Origin of the sequence: Enterocloster sp. HCN-30185, assembly GCF_037890305.1 — a bacterium.
Classification (GTDB): Bacteria; Bacillota; Clostridia; order Lachnospirales; family Lachnospiraceae; genus Enterocloster.
Genome location: NZ_JBBKBT010000005.1, coordinates 80,453 through 99,176, shown reverse-complemented (window position 1 = coordinate 99,176; position 18,724 = coordinate 80,453). Strand labels below are relative to the sequence as shown.

Genomic DNA, 18,724 nt, shown 5'->3' with positions numbered 1-18,724 from the left:
TCCTTTTAGGATTCAGCTGACGGATACTTCTGGTTGTAAGCCTGTATCGCATCATAGATGGGAACAAAATCCGGGTGCTGGTTCAGCATGGATTCATGCATGGGAATAACCGCTTCCTTAAATGGGGCTGTATCCGGGTAGAGGAAATTCACCTTCTGGTCTCCGGAAGCCCGTTTTTTAGCCGCATCCACTGCGATGGTCCATTCCTCTCTCTGGATCTGATTCACGAGGTCAAAGCCCTCATCAAAAATGGCTCGTTCTTCCGGGGACAGACTGTCCAGAAAAGCAATATTTCCGATCAGGATATCAGGGATCATTTGGTGCATATCGTAGGAATAGTATTTGCATACATCTCCATGACCGTTGTCCGTCAGAGCCAGTTCATTATTTTCTGCTCCGTCGATGATCTTGGACTGGAGGGCCGTGTACACATCTCCAAAGCCCATGGGAGTGGCAGAGCCTCCTAAAAGGTTCATCATCTGTACGTTGGTAGGGGACTGCTGGACGCGGATCTTAAGTCCCTTTAAATCAGCAGGAGAATGGATGGGCTTATTTACCGTATAGAAATTCCGGGTGCCTGCATCCAGCCAGGTAACAGCCTCAAAACCAGCTTGTCTGGTTGATTCAAAGATGGGTTCCGTGATGGAAGTATCATCCATGGACGCATGGTAGGCTTCGCTGGAAGAAAACAGATAGGGAAGATTAAACAGAGTGTAGTTCTGGCTGAAGGTTTCCAGAAGAGAGTTGGAAGCCACGCAGAAATTGATGGCGCCTGTCTGCGTCAGCTGAACCATTTCGTTCTGAGAACCTAAAAGCTCGCTTGGAAATACTTCCACATCATATTTGTCTCCCAGCCTGCTTTCGATAAATTCTTCAAAAGCAGCCAATGCTATGTGGGTGGGATGGTTCGTGGACTGGTTGTGACCGATCCGGACGATTATTGTTTCGCCGCCGGAGGCACTGCTGCAGCCGGTAAGCAGTCCGGCAGATAGCGCGGCTGTCAGTGCCAGCGCTGCTGCGCAAAATCTCTTCCTCATAAAAATCTTCCTTTCTGTATTGTATTTTGAGAATCTTCATCACTCCTATTATATCAATTATGGACAGGGGCTTCCAGAAAAATACTGGGAAAATGTAGTAAAAACAATACAGATTTGATAAAATAGCTTACAGTAATGAAGCGGGAGAATATACAGGATGAACGAATGCAGAAAGCCGGAATGCAGCGCTGAAAAACAGGAAATATATGAAGAACAGAAAGAAAAAATCATGGAAATCGCCATGCGTGCCGGGCATATCCTTTTGGAAAATGGGGCGGAGATCTCACGGGTGGAGGAAACTATTGACCGGATCTGCCGTCATTACGGGATTGAATCCGCCAATTCCTTTGTACTGAGCAACGGTATTTTTTCTACCATGGGGAACGAAAGGGAAAGCTTTTTTGCCAGGGTACAGCACATTCCTGTCAGCGGGGCGCACTTAAACCGTGTGGCGGCTGTAAATCAGCTTTCCAGGGAGATTGAAGAGGGAAAGCATACGGTAGAGGAGCTTGGGAGATGCCTGGATGATATTGAACAGATGCCCGGAAAGAGAAAGGGCGTTCAGATCGGGGCTTCGGCGGTGGGAAGCGGGGCGTTCTGCTATCTGCTGGGCGGCGATCTGGCAGACAGCGCAGCTGCTTTTCTGTCCGGCCTTGTGCTGTATGTCTATATTTTATATATAGGGAAAAATCTGTCAAAACTGGTGCAGAATATTCTGGGAGGAGCTCTGGTGACCTTCTGCTGCGTGGTGCTTTACCATCTGGGGCTGGGCCATCACATCAGCTCCATGATCATCGGTTCTGTGATCCCCATGATTCCGGGAGTGGCGTTTACAAACGGGATCCGCGATATTACGGATGGAGACTACATTGCCGGTTCTGTGCGGATGATGGATGCAGGGCTGGTGGTTTTAAGCATTGCCCTGGGAATGGGATTTGTACTTACCATGTACTATAGATTGACAGGAGGAAATCTTTTATGAATGCGTTTCCATGGGGAGAACTGGCAGGGGAAATGGCTGCCGCCGCAGTAGGAACGGCTGCTTTTTCAGTCCTCTTTTCTGTGCCGAAAAAATATTACGGGCTTTGTGCTGCCTGTGGTGCCATCGGCTGGCTGGTGTATTTCTGTTTTCACTGGGACGGACTTTCGCCCGCAGAGTCTACGTTCGTTTCCGCAGCTGCCGTAATCTTTCTGTCCAGGCTCTTTGCGGTCTGGGAGCGCTGTCCGGCTACCCTGTTTATGATTCCAGGTATTTTCCCTATTGTTCCCGGAGCCGGCATCTACTGGACTGCCCACTACATTGTCACCGACCAGCTGGCGCTGGCAAGCCGCACGGGATTTGAGGCCGTGAAGGCAGCGGCAGCCATTGTGCTGGGAATTATATTTGTATTTGAAATCCCCCAGAGGTTTTTTGGGAGGATTGCAAAGAGAAAGGAGTAGTTATGATAGAAATATGCTGCGGAAGCTATGAGGATGCCCTGGCCGCCTGGAAGGGAGGCGCAGAGCGGATCGAATTAAACAGTGCGTTGTATCTGGGAGGCCTGACGCCTTCCATCGGCAGTCTGCGGCTGGTAAAGGAAAATACGGGATTGAAGGTGATTTCCATGGTACGGCCCAGAGGAGCGGGATTTAGCTACACAGAAGCGGAAACAGAGCAGATGTTTGCAGACGCCCGTATTTTGATGGAAAATGGAAGCGACGGGCTTGCTTTTGGCTTTTTGACATCTGAGGGAAAAATTGACAGTGAAAGGACAGGCCGTATGATCCGCCTGATCCATGAATTTCATGGGGAAGCCGTATTCCACAGGGCTTTTGACTGTGTGGAGGATCCATATGAAGCCATTGAGGAGCTGATCCGCCTGGGAACAGACCGTATTCTCACCAGCGGGCTTAAGGAAAAGGCAGCTGCCGGAGCCGGTCTTTTAAAGGAGCTTCAGGAAAACTATGGAAACCAGATCCAGCTTCTGGCAGGAAGCGGCATCAACGCAGATAATGCAAAAGCGCTGTTGGAGGAAACCGGCCTTACCCAGGTTCATTCCTCCTGCAGGGACTGGAAGCGGGATGAAACTACCACAGGCCCTTGGGTGAATTACTGCTTTGCTCCGGTGCCTCATGAAAATGATTACGATGCAGTAAATGAAACGCTGGTAAGAAAGCTGAAAGGGAGTGTATGATGAAAAAGAACAGTAAAACGCTGAGGTATCTGATGACAGCGGCGGCCGTAACTCTTTCCGCTCTTTTGCAGGCCTTTGCTATGAATGTTTTTTTAACGCCTACGGGGATTCTTCCCAGCGGCTTTACGGGAGTGGCCCGTCTGACGGAGCAGATTACAGGCCTGTTGGGGATTCATTTTTCTACTTCCCTGGGAATGATCGCTTTAAATGTGCCGGTTGCCATTTTCTGTTACCGCCACATTGGAAAGAAATTTGTGATTTTCTCTATGATCCAGGTTTTTTTGGCCAGCTTCCTTTTGAAACTCTCCCTGTTTGAGCCTTTGTTTGAGGATGCGCTTTTAAATATCTGCTTTGGAGGCTTTATCTACGGTCTGGCTATTGTGGTTGCATTAAAAGGAAACGCTTCTACCGCAGGGACGGACTTTATCGCCCTTTATGTGTCAAACCGTCTGGGAAAGGCCATCTGGCAGTATGTATTTGCCTTTAACGCAGGAATGCTTTGTGTGTTCGGTTATCTCTTTGGCTGGAAATACGCGGGCTATTCCATTATGTTTCAGTTCATTTCCACAAAGACCATTGACAGCTTTTATCATCGGTATAAGAGGGTAACGCTTCAGGTGACAACGGAGGAGCCGGAAGCGGTGGTAAAGGCGTATGTAGGTCAGTACCGTCACGGAATCTCTGTCCTGGACGGCCACGGAGGCTACAGCGGAAAGAAGATGAGCCTGCTCCACACCGTTGTCTCCGCGTATGAGGTTCAGGATATTGTCCACCTGATGCGCCAGGTGGATCCCCATGTAATTGTAAATGTTCTGCCCACAGAAACATTTTTCGGCGGCTTTTATCAGAAACCCATTGAATAAAAATCCTTAATATTCCCAAAATATTGCTTCCAGTATTTGAAAATCAGGGGATTGTATGGTATAGTGGGGAAAGAAATAATGGTCGGATCCGCTGCGCGGCGGATCTGCAAGGAGGAAATATATGAAGGGAATCATACTTGCCGGAGGAAGCGGAACCAGACTGTATCCGCTGACAAAGGTTACATCCAAGCAGCTTCTGCCTATTTACGATAAACCCATGATCTATTACCCGCTGTCTGTGCTGATGAATGCAGGAATCCGGGATATACTGATCATTTCCACACCGGAGGACACGCCCCGGTTTAAAGCGCTTTTGGGAGACGGACATCCCTTTGGCATCAATTTAAGCTATGCGGTTCAGCCAAGCCCCGACGGACTGGCTCAGGCCTTTATCATCGGGGAGGAATTTATCGGCGGCGATTCCGTTGCCATGGTTTTAGGCGATAATATTTTCCATGGACAGGGTCTTACAAAGCGGTTAAAGGCTGCGGCTGCCAGGGAAAAGGGCGCAACCGTGTTCGGCTACTATGTGGACGATCCGGAGCGTTTCGGCATTGTGGAGTTTGATGAAAAGGGAAAGGCTATTTCCATCGAAGAAAAGCCGGAGAAGCCAAAGTCAAACTACTGTGTCACAGGACTTTATTTTTACGACAATCGTGTGGTAGAGTACGCAAAGAACTTAAAGCCTTCTGCCAGAGGAGAGCTGGAGATCACAGACTTAAACCGCATCTATCTGGAAAACGGCGAGCTGGATGTGATCCTTTTGGGACAGGGCTTTACCTGGCTGGATACGGGAACCCATGAGTCTTTAGTTGAAGCTACCAATTTCGTAAAGACCGTAGAAACCCACCAGCACAGAAAGATTGCCTGCCTGGAGGAAATCGCCTACTTAAACGGCTGGATCACGAAGGAGCAGGTTCTTGAAACCTATGAAGTGCTTAAGAAAAATCAGTACGGAAAGTATTTAAAGGATGTTCTGGACGGCAAATATGTGGATAAGCTGAAGGAACAGCAGAGTTTGGAGGAATAGAATCAATGAAGATCATCGTTACCGGCGGAGCCGGATTTATCGGAAGTAACTTTGTACACCATATGGTAAATAAATACCCGGATTATGAGATCATCAATCTGGATCTTCTGACCTATGCAGGCAATCTGGAGAATTTAAAGCCGGTTGAAAATAAGCCCAACTACAAGTTCGTAAAAGGCGATATTGCAGACAGAGCATTTATCTTCGATCTGTTTGAGAAGGAAAAACCGGATATGGTGGTGAACTTTGCGGCTGAGAGCCATGTAGACCGTTCTATTACTGATCCGGAAGCCTTTGTGCGTACCAATGTAATGGGAACTACTACACTGCTGGATGCCTGCCGTACCTACGGTATCAAGCGCTATCATCAGGTGTCAACGGATGAGGTGTACGGAGATCTGCCATTAGATCGTCCGGATCTCTTCTTTACAGAGACGACCCCTCTTCACACATCCAGCCCTTATTCTTCCTCCAAGGCAAGCGCAGACCTTTTCGTGCTGGCTTACCACAGGACCTACGGGCTGCCTGTGACCGTATCCCGCTGCTCCAACAACTACGGTCCCTATCATTTCCCGGAGAAGCTGATCCCCTTGATCATCAGCCGTGCTCTGGCAAATGAGGAGCTTCCCGTATACGGAACCGGTGAAAATGTCCGTGACTGGCTCCATGTGGCAGACCACTGCGAGGCCATTGATCTGGTGATCCACAAGGGCCGCGAGGGCGAGGTTTACAATATCGGCGGACACAACGAGCGCACCAATCTGGAGGTTGTGAAGACCATCTTAAAGGCCCTGGACAAGCCGGAGAGCCTGATCCGCTTCGTTACAGACCGTCCGGGTCACGATATGCGCTATGCCATTGACCCCACCAAGATCGAGACAGAGCTTGGCTGGAAGCCAAAGTATAACTTTGACACAGGCATTGAACAGACCATCCAGTGGTACCTGGACAATCAGGACTGGTGGAAAAATATTTTAAGCGGCGAGTACAGCAGCTATTTTGATAAAATGTACGGAAACCGCCTGTAAATAAGAGAAACAAACGTATGGCTGACGGCGGCAAAGGCACTTAAAGAGAGTACATTTGCCGCTGCCAGCCTTTGTGCCATAGTAGAGATTCTAAAAGAATGAGGAGTTAAGTATATGAGAGTTCTGGTGACAGGTGTAAAGGGACAGTTAGGCCATGATGTGATGGATGAGCTGGCAGCAAAGGGAATCGAAGGCATTGGCGTGGATGTGGAGGAAATGGATATCACAGACGCAGATGCCTGCCAGAGAGTGATAAAGGAAGCAAAACCTGACGCAGTGATCCACTGTGCAGCATATACTGCAGTAGATGCGGCGGAAGACAATGTGGAGCTGTGCCGGAAGGTCAATGCAGACGGAACCAGAAATATTGCAAAGGTCTGCAAAGAGCTGGATATCAAGATGATGTACATCAGTACAGATTATGTGTTTAACGGACAGGGAGAACGGCCCTGGGAGCCGGATGACCACAGAGAGCCTTTAAATGTCTATGGACTGACAAAATATGAGGGTGAGATTGCAGTAGAGCAGAATGTGGAGAAATTCTTTACTGTCCGCATTGCCTGGGTATTCGGCATTAACGGAAAGAATTTCATCAAAACCATGCTGCGCCTGGGAAAGGAACGGGGAGCGGTGAGTGTAGTGGACGACCAGATCGGTTCTCCTACCTATACCTATGATCTTGCAAAGCTTCTGGTGGAAATGATACAGACTGACCGTTACGGCCGCTACCATGCTACCAATGAGGGACTGTGTTCCTGGTATGAATTTGCCTGCGAGATCTTTAAGCAGGCTGGTATGGATGTAAAGGTAAGTCCGGTGGATTCCTCCAGCTTTCCGGCTAAGGCAAAGAGACCATCAAACAGCCGTATGAGCAAAGAAAAGCTCACAGAGAATGGCTTTGACCGCCTTCCCTCCTGGCAGGATGCTCTGGGACGATATTTAAAGGAGCTTAAGAAGGAAGGACAGGAGATTTAGTATCGGGGAAGGCAGCCTGCATGATGCAGGGAAAATCTGAGACAGAGAGGACATAAAAGAAATGGGAAAATATTTTGGAACAGATGGCTTTCGAGGCGAAGCCAATGTGGATCTTACAGTAGAGCACGCATATAAGGTGGGCCGCTTTTTAGGCTGGTACTACGGACAGAAAAATCCGGGAGAGCGCTGCCGGGTTGTGATCGGAAAAGATACCCGCAGAAGCAGTTATATGTTTGAATACTCTCTGGTATCCGGTCTTACAGCTTCCGGAGCAGACGTATTTCTCCTTCATGTAACAACGACTCCAAGCGTTTCCTATGTGGTGCGCACAGAGGGCTTTCACTGCGGCATCATGATTTCTGCCAGTCACAATCCTTATTATGACAATGGTATTAAGGTCATCAATGAAAAGGGAGAGAAGCTGGAAGAAGCAGTGATTACGGAGATTGAGCGCTATCTGGACGGGAAGATGGAGGAGCTTCCTCTTGCAAAGCGGGATATGATTGGACGTACTGTGGATTTTGCAGCCGGAAGAAACCGCTATATCGGATATCTGATCTCGATTGCAACACGTTCCTTTAAAAACAGGAAGGTGGCATTGGACTGTGCCAACGGAAGCGCTTCTGCCATTGCAAAGAATGTATTTGACGCTCTGGGCGCTCAGACCTTTGTGATAAACAATGAGCCCAATGGCCTGAACATCAACACAGACTGCGGCTCTACCCATATTGAACACCTTCAAAAATTTGTAGCAGAGCAGGGCTGCGATGCCGGTTTTGCCTATGACGGTGATGCGGACCGCTGTATTGCTGTGGACAATGAGGGAAATGTAGTAGACGGCGACCGCATTATGTATATTTGCGGAAAATACATGAAAGAGCAGGGAAGCCTGTTTAACAATACGGTTGTTACGACCGTTATGTCTAATTTCGGACTGTACAAAGCCTTTGACAGAGAAGGGATTTCCTATGAAAAGACAGCAGTAGGCGATAAGTATGTGTATGAAAACATGGCGGCTACGGGAAACTGCCTGGGAGGCGAACAGTCCGGCCATATTATTTTCAGCAAGCATGCGACCACAGGAGACGGTATCCTGACATCCTTAAAGGTAATGGAAGTCATGCTGGAAAAGAAGCAGTCTCTGGCAAAGCTGGCTTCTGAGGTGGAAATCTATCCTCAGGTTCTTAAAAATGTAAGAGTAAAGGACAAAATTGCGGCTCAGGAGGATGAGGCAGTTCAGGCAGAGGTGAAGAAGGTAACAGAAGCTCTGGGAAGCGACGGACGGATCCTCCTGCGTTCCTCCGGCACAGAACCCCTGGTTCGCGTCATGGTGGAGGCGGCTGATATGGAAACCTGTGAGAAATATGTAGATCAGGTGATTTCGGTCATGAAGGCTCAGGGGCACTGCATCTGAGACGGAAATCAGCATCGCTGCAATAAAAAACAGGAATATCAACCATAACTATTATGAATAGTAAAAAGCCTTCCCTTGCTTGTAAGTTATAGCTCACTATGCTATAATAAAGTAACATTCAAAAGCCTTGAGGAAAATGCTGGAAGGGAGGACATGGGAGATGTTAAATTATAAGAGATATAAGAGAGTGCCGGTGGTAGATTTTCCGGAGCGCACCTGGCCCAATAAAGAAATCATGAAAGCGCCGGTATGGTGCAGCGTAGACCTGCGGGACGGGAACCAGGCTCTGGTGGAGCCCATGGTAGTAGAAGAAAAGGTGGAGATGTTCAACCTTCTGGTGAAGCTGGGCTTTAAGGAGATTGAGGTGGGGTTTCCTGCGGCGTCTCAGATCGAATACGATTTTCTGCGTACTCTGGTAGAGCGCAGGCTGATTCCCGATGATGTGGAAGTTCAGGTTCTGGTACAGTGCAGAGAGCACCTGATCCGCCGGACCTTTGAGGCATTGGATGGCGTTAAAAAGGCCATTGTGCACATTTATAATTCCACCTCCACTCTGCAGAGGGATGTGGTGTTCCACAAGGATATGGAGGAGATCAAGGATATTGCCATTGTAGGCACTAAACTGGTACAGCGCTATGCGGCAGACTGTGATACGAAAATCCGTCTGGAGTATTCGCCGGAGAGCTTTACGGGCACGGAACTGGAGTTTGCCCTTGATATCTGTACTGCCGTTCAGGAAACCTGGGGCGCTACAAAGGAAAATCCCATTATCATTAATCTGCCTTCTACGGTGGAGATGACAACTCCCAATGTATATGCGGATCAGATTGAATGGATGAATACTCATTTCAAAAACAGAGAAAGCATTATCTTAAGCGTACATCCTCACAATGACCGAGGCGAAGGCGTGGCTTCTACAGAGCTTGCCATGCTGGCGGGGGCAGACCGTGTAGAGGGAACTCTGTTTGGAAACGGCGAGCGTACCGGAAATGTGGATATTCTGACCGTTGCTTACAATATGTTCTCTCAGGGTATTAACCCGGAGTTAAACATTGAAAATATCCGTGAGATTGCCGAGATCTGTGAGCGGTGCACCAAGATGGACATTCCTCCCAGACATCCTTATGCAGGAAAGCTGGTATTTACCGCTTTTTCAGGCTCCCATCAGGATGCCATCAACAAGGGAATGCAGGCTCTCAGAGAGAGAAACAGCAAGTATTGGGAGGTTCCCTACCTTCCCATTGATCCTTCCGATATCGGGCGGGAATACGAGCCGATCGTCCGCATCAACAGCCAGTCCGGAAAGGGCGGCGTAGCCTTTGTAATGGATACCTTCTATGGCTTCAAGCTGCCAAAGGGCATGCATAAGGAGTTTGCGGATGTGATCCAGAAGATTTCAGAGAAGCAAGGTGAGGTAGCTCCCGAGCAGATCATGGATGAATTTAAGAAGGAATACTTAGAGCGCAAGGAGCCGATCCATTTCCGCAAGTGCCGGATCACGGATACGGAGACGGCAGACGGCGAGTTTGCTACTCTTGCAAAGGTCGTTTATACGGATCATGGCATGGAAAAGCATTTCGACGGCATTGGAAACGGCCCCATCGATGCGGTTCAGCGGGGGCTGGAGGATGCTCTCGGTATCCATATCAAGGTTCTGGATTATACCGAGCATGCCATGGCCTCCGGTTCCGGAGCGCAGGCAGCCTCCTATATCCATCTGGTAGACCAGACCACAGGAAAGGCAACCTACGGCGTAGGAATCAGCTCCAATATTACCCGGGCGTCGATCCGCGGTATTTTCAGTGCGGTGAACCGGCTGTTTTATTAATAACCGGCAATATTCAGGATTGCAGCAGCGGCGGCTTCCACTCAAAGGAAGCCAGCCGCTGTTTTCTATGGAAAAAAATCCTCTTTCCACAGGAGCTGATTCCTGATAGAATAGGAGGGTGACTGAAAATCAGACTTAATAAAAGGGGCTTTTCCGGCCCGGACTTGGAGGAAATATAATGCAGGAAATACATTTAGAGGGACGCCAGAGGATAAAAAGCCAGGAAATGGCATTTACCGGCCTGTTTGCGGCTTTGATCGCAGCAGGAGCCTATATGAGGATCGATATTCCGGTTCAGCCATTTCCCATGCATTTTACGCTGCAGTTCTTTTTTGTGCTTCTGGCAGGCTATGTGCTGGGGGCCAGACGGGGAGCTGCCTGTGTGTGCGTTTACCTGGCAGTGGGATTGGCGGGGATTCCCGTATTTGCAGCAGGCGGAGGGCCGGCGTATCTGATCCGTCCTACCTTTGGTTTTTTGATCGGCTTTGTGGCTGCGGCCTGGATTACAGGAAAGCTGTGCTGGAAGCGTCCGGGGGGAGGGGTGGCCTGGCGGCTTTTTTCTGCCTTTTGGGGCATGATGGCGTACTATCTGTGCGGAATGGTATATTTTTATGTGATCAGTAATTATGTGATCCATATGCCGGTAAGCTGGAAACTGGTGGTAATTAACTGTTTTCTGATTACGGCGGCAGAGGACTTTATCCTGTGTGTGATGGCGGCTGTGGTTGCCAGACGGCTGATGCCTTTTGCACTAGGGCAGTATCGATAGAAAATGGATATTTATGAAAAATAAAATCACGCATGTTACCTGGACGGAACGAGTATGGCCGGAGAGAGGGCTTAACGGAGCGGCCCTTAAATGGATTGCCATGTGCTCCATGTTCATTGACCATATAGGGGCTGTGGTCCTGGAGTATGGACTGTATTATCAGGGCGGAGCAGAACGGATGGATTTCCTTCTGGAACAGTCATGGGGAGTATTTTTATATCCGCTGTCGCTGCTTCTGAGGATTCTCGGCCGCCCGGCCTTTTTGATTTACTGTTTTCTTCTTGTGGAAGGCTTTGTACATACAAGGGACAGGAAGAAATACGGCAGAAACCTTCTTCTGTTTGGTCTGATATCGGAGATCCCGTTTAATCTGGCAGTGGCAAACAGGGTGTTCGATCCCATGTATCAAAATGTGTTTTTTGAGCTTTTTATCGGCTTTTTAATCCTTTGCTGGATAGAACGGGCGGAGAAGAGGACATATGGACCAAAGGAAATGGATCTGGTCTGTCTGTACACCTTTATCGGCTGCGGAGCTGCGGTTCTTGCAGGAGCGGATTATAATGCCGTCGGCATACTGATTATTGTATTTTTATACCGTTTCAGGAACAGCCGGAGGAAGCAGACTGTGGCAGCAGGAGTGCTGGGTTTTATAGAGACGCTGTTCCCTACTCTGGGAGCAGGGGCGCTGGCAGCGGTGCCCATATGGTTTTATAACGGAAAACGGGGAAAGCAGCAGGCAAAGTTTTTGTTTTACTGGTTTTATCCCCTTCACCTTTTTGTACTTTTTTTGATCAGATGGTATTTTCTGGGGATTCCTCTGGCGTAGGAGCGTGACAGCCAGGAAGATAACTGATATAATGCGGGTATAGGATCAATGGTTCGATCACGGATGGGAAAAGGAGCGGCAATCATATGAAAAAATACGATTATATTCTGGTAGGAAGCGGTCTTTATGCAGGCGTATTTGCCTGGTATGCAAAAAAACAGGGGAAAACCTGTCTGGTTCTGGAAAAACGGGATCACATAGGGGGAAATATTTACTGCGAGGATGTGGAGGATATCCATGTACATAAGTATGGAGCCCACATTTTCCATACAAGCAATAAAAAGGTGTGGGAGTTTGTCAATTCCCTGGCAGAGTTTAACCGGTATACCAACAGTCCGGTGGCAAATTATAAGGGCGAGATGTATAATATGCCCTTTAATATGAACACCTTCAGCAAGATGTGGAACATTTCCACTCCTGCCCAGGCGAAGGCGATCATTGAGGAACAGAAAAAAGAAATCCAGGGAGAGCCGAAGAACCTGGAGGAGCAGGCTATCAGTCTGGTAGGCCGGGAAATTTATGAAAAACTGGTAAAGGGCTATACGGAGAAGCAGTGGGGCAGAGACTGCAAGGAGCTTCCTTCCTTTATCATCCGCCGTCTGCCGGTGCGTTATACTTATGACAATAATTATTTCAACGATCTCTATCAGGGAATCCCCATCGGCGGATACAATGTGATGATCCATAAGCTGTTCGAGGGATGCGAGATTGAAACCGGAGTGGACTATCTGGAAAACAGGGAGTATTACAACAGCCTGGGCGGCACGGTGGTCTATACGGGAACCATTGACGGCTTTTATGATTACTGCTTCGGACGGCTGGAATACAGGAGCCTGCGGTTTGAAACAGAGGTGCTGGAGGAAGAAAATCATCAGGGAGTGGCTGTGGTAAATTACACAGACAGGGAAACTCCTTATACCAGGATCATTGAGCACAAGCACTTTGAGTTCGGCACTCAGCCAAAGACTGTGATTACCAGAGAGTACCCCGTATCCTGGCAGGAGGGAATGGAACCCTACTATCCGGTGAATGATGAGAAAAACCAGGCATTATACCAGAAGTATGCAAAGCTGGCAGAGAAAGAGGAGAATGTAATCTTTGGAGGCCGTCTGGGCGAGTATAAGTATTACGATATGGATAAGGTGATCGAATCTGCCATGAAGAAGGCGGAAGAGATATTTTAAAAGAGGGGGCAGACAGGATGGATGAGTTAAGGCAGCTGGTAGAAGCGTATGTTCCGTATAATGAGCAGGAAGAAAGAGATCGGGAGCTGATATTAGAGCAGATTGATTCCGGACGGGATATATTGACGAGAAATAATAAAAATGCCCACATAACCGTTTCCGGCTGGGTGGTAAGCCCGGATCGTAAAAAGGTCCTGATGGCCTACCACAATATTTACCGCTCATGGGCCTGGCTGGGAGGCCATGCGGACGGAGATGAGGATGTAAGACGGGTTATCAAAAAGGAAATACAGGAGGAAAGTGGGCTTACAGAGGTGAAATTCCTTTCGGATGAGCTGTTTTCGCTGGAAATCCTCACCGTGGATGGCCACGAAAAAAGAGGTGAGTATGTATCCTCTCATCTGCATCTGAATGTGACCTTCCTCCTGGAGGGGGATACAGAGGCGCCTCTGGCTGTAAAACCTGATGAAAACAGCCGTGTGGGCTGGATTCCGGCAGATGAGATAGAAAGCCGGTGCAGCGAACCGTGGTTTGCGGAGCGGATTTATTCTAAGTTGGGTGAGAAGGTGAAGAGGATTTGAATGAGCGAACAGAAGGAGAAGATAGGTTTTACCGTTGCCTGTGTAAGTGAATTTGCCCAGCAGCATAATATCAGTTTACAAGAATCATTTCGCTATCTTTTTCAATTTAAGGGCATTGCTTTTATAAAAGAAAATTATGAAGTGGAGCATACGTTAGATTTTGGAACAATCGTGGAAGATCTGGAAATACTGTGCCGTAAAAACGGAGGTATGCTGTGAAAGTGAATCGAAAAACAGGCAGACCATTTTTCGGGCGGATTTTCTATGTATAGAATGGGGGTCGGGAAATAGATAGCCTAAAACAGGGGGGCATTGTGACTGGACAAGTCACAATGCCCCCCTGAAACTTTTCTCTTAAAAAGAGAAAAAGATGGCTAACGATAACTACCTTTCTCTCCGTTCCGTGTTATAATGGAACTATGCTAAAGCAAAATTATTATAACGATTTTTGAAATTGGGAAACAAAAAATTAACTTCTGTTTCTTCAAATTGCATTTACCTGATGACGATTCTGTAAAGAGTTCTTTTTTACACCAAAACCGCTCTCAACGCATCCACCAGAACATCATCCTCTTCCTGGTTTCTCACTGCCAGCCGCAGGAACTGGCGGTTATCAGCAGAGAGTTTGGAGGACAGATCCTTTACCAGACAATGGTACTGATTTAACAGCCGTTCTGTGACCTGGCCGGCGCTGTGGCCGCCTGTAAGCTCGATCATCAGATAATCTGCCTGGGAGGGGATTACACGGATTCCGGGGATTTCGCCCAGGGCTTTCGCGAAGCGTTCCCGTTCTGCCTTTACCTTTACCAGAGCCGCGGCATAATCGTTTCTGTACTTTTCTTCAATCTGCATATAGAACTCCCCTAAGGAGTTGATATTCCAGATCGCTACCTCTTTTTTCAGCAGGCAGATGCGGTCTTTATTGCCGCTGGCAGCAATCCCTAAGCGCAGTCCGGGGATACCGTAGGATTTGGAAATGCTCTTTATAACCGTAAGATGGGGATACTCATCTAAAAGCTCTTCCTGTAAAAGGGTGGCATTTTCCTCATCTGCAAAGTCAACAAAAGACTCATCTGCAATCATATGAATGTTTCGCTCGCCCGTCCATCGGATCAGCCGCAGCATATCCTCTCTGGGAATGTAGTTTCCGGAGGGATTGTCAGGATTGACCACGGTCAGACAGCTGATATCCTTATCCTCAAAAAAGTTTATCAGATCGTCAGCCGTATAGGAAAAGTTATCGTTATTCGGATAATATGGAACAACTTTGTCTGACTCATACCGGTTGGCATATTCTTCAAAGGTCGGACGGATCACGCCAAGTTTTCCAGTTGTATGACCGATGAGAGCCTTGATCAGCTCGGCGGCTCCATTTCCCACCAGAATCTGATCCTGGCGGAGAGAGAAGTTTCTGGCAGCCAGAAGGGAATTTACATACATTCCGGAAGGATACTGGCGGACCAGTACATCAAAATTGGATCGGATTTCATCCAGCATCTTTTTGGGCGGATAGTAGCTGTTTACCAGATAACAGAAATCCAGCATGCCGGGATAGCGCCAGTAGCCTCCGAACCGGCGGCTGATTAAGGCGGTGCGCTCTTTTTCAGAGGCAAACATGGATTCTGCAATATCCAGATCCTGAATATCGTCAATTTCGTACCATTTCTGGTCAGGGCTCAGACGTTTGGCCTTGATGCCGGGATCATCCAGAGCCACCAGCACCTTTAATACCTGCTCATAGTATTCGTTGTTTCCCAGAGCCTTTGTGTATGCTTCCAGGAAAGGAACGTAGTGGGTACGGGAAAATTCACGGCTGAATTTATAAAGATTTACCGTTTTATAATAATCCTCGATCTCTGAGAAACGGAACTGCTTTTTGGAGATCATATCTACGATGTCATCCTGCTCAGACAGGCGCACGCAGGTTCCGTCCATCCAGGATTCGTATTTTGCCACCAGAGCCAGACTGTCTCTGGAATCATTTACCAGACAGTCCAGGACAGAATCCTCAAAGATCACATCCGATTCCAGAAGAAGGGTATCCTCCTCCAGAAGATAGTCCTTTGCCAGAAACAGGGAATAGATATTGTTGGTCTTATTATAAATGGGGTTGTCTACAAAGACCACAGGAGTTTTGATATCAAGAGTGCGGATATGCTCTATGAGTTTCTGGCCTTCATATCCCACCACGATCACGATCCGGGAAAGGGAGCAGCGCTCCAGCTGGCTTAAGGTGCGGTTGATCATGGGAACCCCGTTTACCTTTACCATGCATTTTGTGTTATTTTGTGTCAGCTGCTTCAGGCGTTTTCCCATACCTGCAGCAAGAATCATTGCCTGCATAGTGTTTGTTCTCCTTCGTTATATTCGTTTGCCGCTTCCGGGCAGATAGTCTTTACAGATCCCATTGGGCGTTTGGCGCAGGCCCTTTAATACCGCTTTATAGATTCCGGCCCGGTACCGCCGCATGGCAGGCTGATTTCCCAAAAGGGCCAAAAGGGAGTCCAGCACAATATGAGCCAGATGATTTAAAATAATATAGGCCATATAGAGGAAGGGATGCCGGGAATAGGTTTTCCCGATGTCAATGGCGTTGCGGAAGCCGTAGTAATTTTTCCAGCTGACCGTGGGAGCATCCCCAGGTGGAGCGGTACGGTGGTTTAAAACCGCGGTATTTACATTCAGGATACGGGACCGGCTGTGAAAGCGCATGCAGTACTCCGTATCGTCAAACCAGATAAAATATTCCGTTTTTGGAAGGCCGATTTCCCGAACCAGAGAAGCCTTTACAAGGAGGCCGCAGAAGGTACTGATATCGTATTCAAAGGAAGGTGTTCCATAGGATGCTTCAGGAACCGGTTCATAGAACATAAACGTGGGGCATTTTAAAAAGCGCCGGTGGCTGGTATCAATGGCTCCCTTTGTGGTGACGGTGCCGGAGTAGGCCAAGTATTCGTGACTCAGGATGGCCTTTTTAAGCTCGGCTATATAGTCAGGTGCGATCATGGCGTCATCGTCAATAATTAAAATCCAGTCGCAGTCCGTGGCAGACAGACGTTTCATTCCATAAGCAAAGCCTCCTGCGCCTCCCAGATTTTCCTTAAGACGGCAGATATCAAAAAAAGGCCCGGTACAGGAGTCGGTTTCAGCCCGAAATGAGGCCGGCAGGTTTTTCAGCCAGCCTGCTGTCCCGTCACTGCTGTGGTTGTCTACAATACATATATTGGAAAATGGTTCGGTCTGGGACAGAACGCAGCTTACGCATTCCTTTAAGAGCGCAAGGCGGTTATAGGTTACAATGATAACTCCGAATTTCAAGGGCTCCTCCTTCCATGATCTGCCGATCCGATTATGGTTCTGATTATAAGTCATTTAAGGGGGTATGTCAAACGGGATTGCAGGCGGCAGCTTCCGCAAGGGGTACAGCACATTGCAAAAGCGGATGAGCTCCAAATCGGATTGCACCCTGCCTGCGAATATGCTACAATTTCAGAAGGCAAATAAATGGAGAGATTGGAGCAGGATCCATATGAATAAAAACAAGTCCGGCAGGACACACAGGATGCCCAGTATCCGTAAAAATTATACCTATAATCTGATTTATCAGGTTATGACGCTTTTGACCCCCTTTATTACCACTCCATACCTTTCAAGGGTTTTAGGGCCGGACGGAACGGGAATCCAGAGCTATACCAATTCCGTGGTGCAGTATTTTGCCATTGCGGCGGCTCTTGGAACAGCCTCCTACGGGCAGAGGGAGATTGCCATGCACCGGGATGATAGGGAAGCGCTGAACCGTCTGTTCTGGGAGATTGAGCTTCTCTGCGCAGGGATGACGGCAGTCTGTCTGGTGTTCTGGCTGGGCGTGATCGGATGTTCAAAGGAGTATGCGCCCTATTACGCTGCATTGTCCATGACGCTGATCGCAGTGGCCTTTGATATTTCATGGTTTTTCGGAGGTCTGGAGGAATACGGGCTGATCGTTCTTCGGAATATGGCTGTAAAATGTGTGGGCATTGTCCTTCTGTTCCTTTTTATCCGCACTAAAAATGATCTTCTCTTATATGTGGCTTTAACGGCAGCAACCGGACTTTTGGGAAATATTTCCATGTGGGGCTATTTAAAACCCTTTGTGGGAAAACCGGATATCCGCCAGCTTAAGCCTCTGCGCCATCTAAAGGAAACGCTGGTGTATTTTATCCCCACCATAGCCACCTCTGTCTATACGATCCTGGATAAAACCATGCTGGGATGGTTCACAGATGGGGACAAGTCCCAGAATGGCTACTACGAATACGCCACAGGGTTTGTGAATATGTCAAAGATTTTGATCATGTCCTTTAATGCGGTTATGTCTGCACGGATGTCCTATCTGTTTGGCGCAGGGAAACTGGATGAGGTGAGAGAGCGTCTTCGCGGTTCTCTGGATTTTGTGCTTCTTTTAGCCATTCCGATCACACTGGGACTTTCAGGGATTGCCGCAGGCTTTGTACCCTGGTTTTTAGGTGATGCTTACCTTCCGGTGATCCCTCTGATGTATGTCTGTGCGCCTCTGGTTTTAGTGGTGGGTCTAAGCGACTGTCTGGGAAGCCAGATTTTGACACCGGCAGGGTTAAGGGCTCAGAGCGGCCGTGCGATCGTAGGAGGGGCTGTGGTGAATTTTATCCTGAATTTAATCCTTATTCCTAAATTTCAGTCCTATGGAGCCGCTGCGGCTTCAGTGGCAGCGGAGTGCTTTATCACGCTTTTATATCTCCGGCTTGGCAAAGGCTTTGTAACACTGCCGCTCTTATGGAAATGCATCTGGAGGCGGCTGATTGCGGGCGTTTGCATGTTTATAAGCGTAGCTGTGCTGGGCCGTACACTTGTAAAGCTTTGGGGCTATAGTCCGGCAGTGACCTTCTTGCAGATTGGAGCCGGCGCCGTGGTGTATGGCATGATTCTCCTGGTGCTTAGAGATCCCTTTATATGGAAGCAGGTGGAGCGCATTATAAAAAAACAGGAGTATGTTTAAA

18 protein-coding genes and 1 pseudogene are annotated in these 18,724 nt (G+C 48.2%); 16 read left to right on the top strand and 3 right to left on the bottom strand.

Translation table 11 applies throughout. The features are described 5' to 3' along the window. Positions 1-5: 5 nt before the first annotated feature. Positions 6-1,037 (bottom strand): TRAP transporter substrate-binding protein, encoded by a 1,032-nt coding sequence (locus WKT10_RS07845; RefSeq protein ID WP_337433386.1) that lies wholly within the window; start codon positions 1,035-1,037, stop codon positions 6-8. A gap of 157 nt (positions 1,038-1,194) precedes the next feature. On the opposite strand from WKT10_RS07845, the gene WKT10_RS07840 reads away from it, so the two are divergent. From WKT10_RS07840 to WKT10_RS16020, 15 genes and pseudogenes are all read left to right on the top strand, one after another. Beyond that, positions 1,195-2,019 (top strand): threonine/serine exporter family protein, encoded by an 825-nt coding sequence (locus tag WKT10_RS07840; RefSeq protein WP_337433387.1) that lies wholly within the window; start codon positions 1,195-1,197, stop codon positions 2,017-2,019. Further along, positions 2,016-2,477: a threonine/serine exporter family protein gene (locus tag WKT10_RS07835; protein WP_340276529.1), complete on the top strand. Its 462-nt coding sequence runs from the start codon at positions 2,016-2,018 to the stop codon at positions 2,475-2,477. Before WKT10_RS07840 ends, WKT10_RS07835 begins: the two co-directional genes overlap by 4 nt. 2 nt (positions 2,478-2,479) lie before the next feature. Further along, a complete protein-coding gene (locus WKT10_RS07830; protein WP_296035620.1) occupies positions 2,480-3,211 on the top strand; it encodes a copper homeostasis protein CutC in 732 nt (243 codons plus the stop codon). Continuing rightward, positions 3,211-4,074 carry a YitT family protein gene (locus tag WKT10_RS07825; RefSeq protein ID WP_418493850.1) on the top strand — a complete coding sequence of 288 codons (864 nt, stop codon included), beginning with the start codon at positions 3,211-3,213 and terminating at the stop codon, positions 4,072-4,074. The genes WKT10_RS07830 and WKT10_RS07825 overlap by 1 nt, the downstream gene beginning before the upstream one ends. Before the next feature lie 121 nt (positions 4,075-4,195). Continuing rightward, a complete protein-coding gene (gene rfbA / locus WKT10_RS07820) occupies positions 4,196-5,104 on the top strand; it encodes a glucose-1-phosphate thymidylyltransferase RfbA (RefSeq protein ID WP_066545827.1) in 909 nt (302 codons plus the stop codon). 5 nt (positions 5,105-5,109) lie between these two features. Next, the gene (rfbB, locus tag WKT10_RS07815; RefSeq protein ID WP_066545829.1) at positions 5,110-6,132 is read left to right on the top strand and encodes a dTDP-glucose 4,6-dehydratase; all 1,023 of its coding nucleotides are present in this window, start codon (positions 5,110-5,112) and stop codon (positions 6,130-6,132) included. Positions 6,133-6,246: 114 nt separating this feature from the next. Next, positions 6,247-7,107 (top strand): dTDP-4-dehydrorhamnose reductase, encoded by an 861-nt coding sequence (gene rfbD, locus WKT10_RS07810; protein ID WP_066545836.1) that lies wholly within the window; start codon positions 6,247-6,249, stop codon positions 7,105-7,107. A 61-nt stretch (positions 7,108-7,168) separates the two neighbouring features. Further along, complete coding sequence (gene glmM, locus WKT10_RS07805; RefSeq protein WP_066545846.1) at positions 7,169-8,521, top strand: phosphoglucosamine mutase; 1,353 nt, start codon at positions 7,169-7,171, stop codon at positions 8,519-8,521. 160 nt (positions 8,522-8,681) lie between these two features. Further along, positions 8,682-10,349 carry a 2-isopropylmalate synthase gene (gene leuA, locus WKT10_RS07800; RefSeq protein ID WP_340276524.1) on the top strand — a complete coding sequence of 556 codons (1,668 nt, stop codon included), beginning with the start codon at positions 8,682-8,684 and terminating at the stop codon, positions 10,347-10,349. Between the two features lie 178 nt (positions 10,350-10,527). Further along, the gene (locus tag WKT10_RS07795; protein ID WP_337433392.1) at positions 10,528-11,118 is read left to right on the top strand and encodes a biotin transporter BioY; all 591 of its coding nucleotides are present in this window, start codon (positions 10,528-10,530) and stop codon (positions 11,116-11,118) included. 13 nt (positions 11,119-11,131) lie between these two features. Beyond that, positions 11,132-11,944, top strand: a complete 813-nt coding sequence (locus WKT10_RS07790) for a TraX family protein (RefSeq protein ID WP_340276522.1) — start codon at positions 11,132-11,134, stop codon at positions 11,942-11,944. Positions 11,945-12,030: 86 nt separating this feature from the next. Then, positions 12,031-13,128, top strand: a complete 1,098-nt coding sequence (gene glf, locus WKT10_RS07785) for a UDP-galactopyranose mutase (protein ID WP_337433394.1) — start codon at positions 12,031-12,033, stop codon at positions 13,126-13,128. Between the two features lie 17 nt (positions 13,129-13,145). Further along, positions 13,146-13,709 carry an NUDIX hydrolase gene (locus WKT10_RS07780; protein WP_066545867.1) on the top strand — a complete coding sequence of 188 codons (564 nt, stop codon included), beginning with the start codon at positions 13,146-13,148 and terminating at the stop codon, positions 13,707-13,709. Next, positions 13,710-13,928 (top strand): DUF3791 domain-containing protein, encoded by a 219-nt coding sequence (locus WKT10_RS07775; RefSeq protein ID WP_340276518.1) that lies wholly within the window; start codon positions 13,710-13,712, stop codon positions 13,926-13,928. Between the two features lie 200 nt (positions 13,929-14,128). Beyond that, positions 14,129-14,225: pseudogene (locus tag WKT10_RS16020) on the top strand (transposase); the annotation flags it as partial. A gap of 12 nt (positions 14,226-14,237) precedes the next feature. Here WKT10_RS16020 and WKT10_RS07770 read toward each other — a convergent pair. Beyond that, positions 14,238-16,052, bottom strand: coding sequence for an aminotransferase class I/II-fold pyridoxal phosphate-dependent enzyme (locus WKT10_RS07770; protein WP_340276516.1), 1,815 nt, complete (start codon positions 16,050-16,052; stop codon positions 14,238-14,240). Between the two features lie 18 nt (positions 16,053-16,070). After that, positions 16,071-17,027 (bottom strand): glycosyltransferase, encoded by a 957-nt coding sequence (locus WKT10_RS07765; RefSeq protein WP_337932238.1) that lies wholly within the window; start codon positions 17,025-17,027, stop codon positions 16,071-16,073. A gap of 211 nt (positions 17,028-17,238) precedes the next feature. Between WKT10_RS07765 and WKT10_RS07760 the strand changes: the two genes are divergently transcribed. After that, positions 17,239-18,723 carry an oligosaccharide flippase family protein gene (locus WKT10_RS07760; protein ID WP_340276511.1) on the top strand — a complete coding sequence of 495 codons (1,485 nt, stop codon included), beginning with the start codon at positions 17,239-17,241 and terminating at the stop codon, positions 18,721-18,723. The last annotated feature ends 1 nt before the right edge of the window (position 18,724 follow it).

What these genes read in the sequence shown, in the direction of transcription:
- WKT10_RS07845 (WP_337433386.1), bottom strand. Translation starts at nt 1,037, where the DNA reads ATGAGGAAGAGATTTTGCGCAGCAGCGCTGGCACTGACAGCCGCGCTA.
- WKT10_RS07840 (WP_337433387.1), top strand. Translation starts at nt 1,195, where the DNA reads ATGAACGAATGCAGAAAGCCGGAATGCAGCGCTGAAAAACAGGAAATA.
- WKT10_RS07835 (WP_340276529.1), top strand. Translation starts at nt 2,016, where the DNA reads ATGAATGCGTTTCCATGGGGAGAACTGGCAGGGGAAATGGCTGCCGCC.
- WKT10_RS07830 (WP_296035620.1), top strand. Translation starts at nt 2,480, where the DNA reads ATGATAGAAATATGCTGCGGAAGCTATGAGGATGCCCTGGCCGCCTGG.
- WKT10_RS07825 (WP_418493850.1), top strand. Translation starts at nt 3,211, where the DNA reads ATGAAAAAGAACAGTAAAACGCTGAGGTATCTGATGACAGCGGCGGCC.
- rfbA (WP_066545827.1), top strand. Translation starts at nt 4,196, where the DNA reads ATGAAGGGAATCATACTTGCCGGAGGAAGCGGAACCAGACTGTATCCG.
- rfbB (WP_066545829.1), top strand. Translation starts at nt 5,110, where the DNA reads ATGAAGATCATCGTTACCGGCGGAGCCGGATTTATCGGAAGTAACTTT.
- rfbD (WP_066545836.1), top strand. Translation starts at nt 6,247, where the DNA reads ATGAGAGTTCTGGTGACAGGTGTAAAGGGACAGTTAGGCCATGATGTG.
- glmM (WP_066545846.1), top strand. Translation starts at nt 7,169, where the DNA reads ATGGGAAAATATTTTGGAACAGATGGCTTTCGAGGCGAAGCCAATGTG.
- leuA (WP_340276524.1), top strand. Translation starts at nt 8,682, where the DNA reads ATGTTAAATTATAAGAGATATAAGAGAGTGCCGGTGGTAGATTTTCCG.
- WKT10_RS07795 (WP_337433392.1), top strand. Translation starts at nt 10,528, where the DNA reads ATGCAGGAAATACATTTAGAGGGACGCCAGAGGATAAAAAGCCAGGAA.
- WKT10_RS07790 (WP_340276522.1), top strand. Translation starts at nt 11,132, where the DNA reads ATGAAAAATAAAATCACGCATGTTACCTGGACGGAACGAGTATGGCCG.
- glf (WP_337433394.1), top strand. Translation starts at nt 12,031, where the DNA reads ATGAAAAAATACGATTATATTCTGGTAGGAAGCGGTCTTTATGCAGGC.
- WKT10_RS07780 (WP_066545867.1), top strand. Translation starts at nt 13,146, where the DNA reads ATGGATGAGTTAAGGCAGCTGGTAGAAGCGTATGTTCCGTATAATGAG.
- WKT10_RS07775 (WP_340276518.1), top strand. Translation starts at nt 13,710, where the DNA reads ATGAGCGAACAGAAGGAGAAGATAGGTTTTACCGTTGCCTGTGTAAGT.
- WKT10_RS07770 (WP_340276516.1), bottom strand. Translation starts at nt 16,052, where the DNA reads ATGCAGGCAATGATTCTTGCTGCAGGTATGGGAAAACGCCTGAAGCAG.
- WKT10_RS07760 (WP_340276511.1), top strand. Translation starts at nt 17,239, where the DNA reads ATGAATAAAAACAAGTCCGGCAGGACACACAGGATGCCCAGTATCCGT.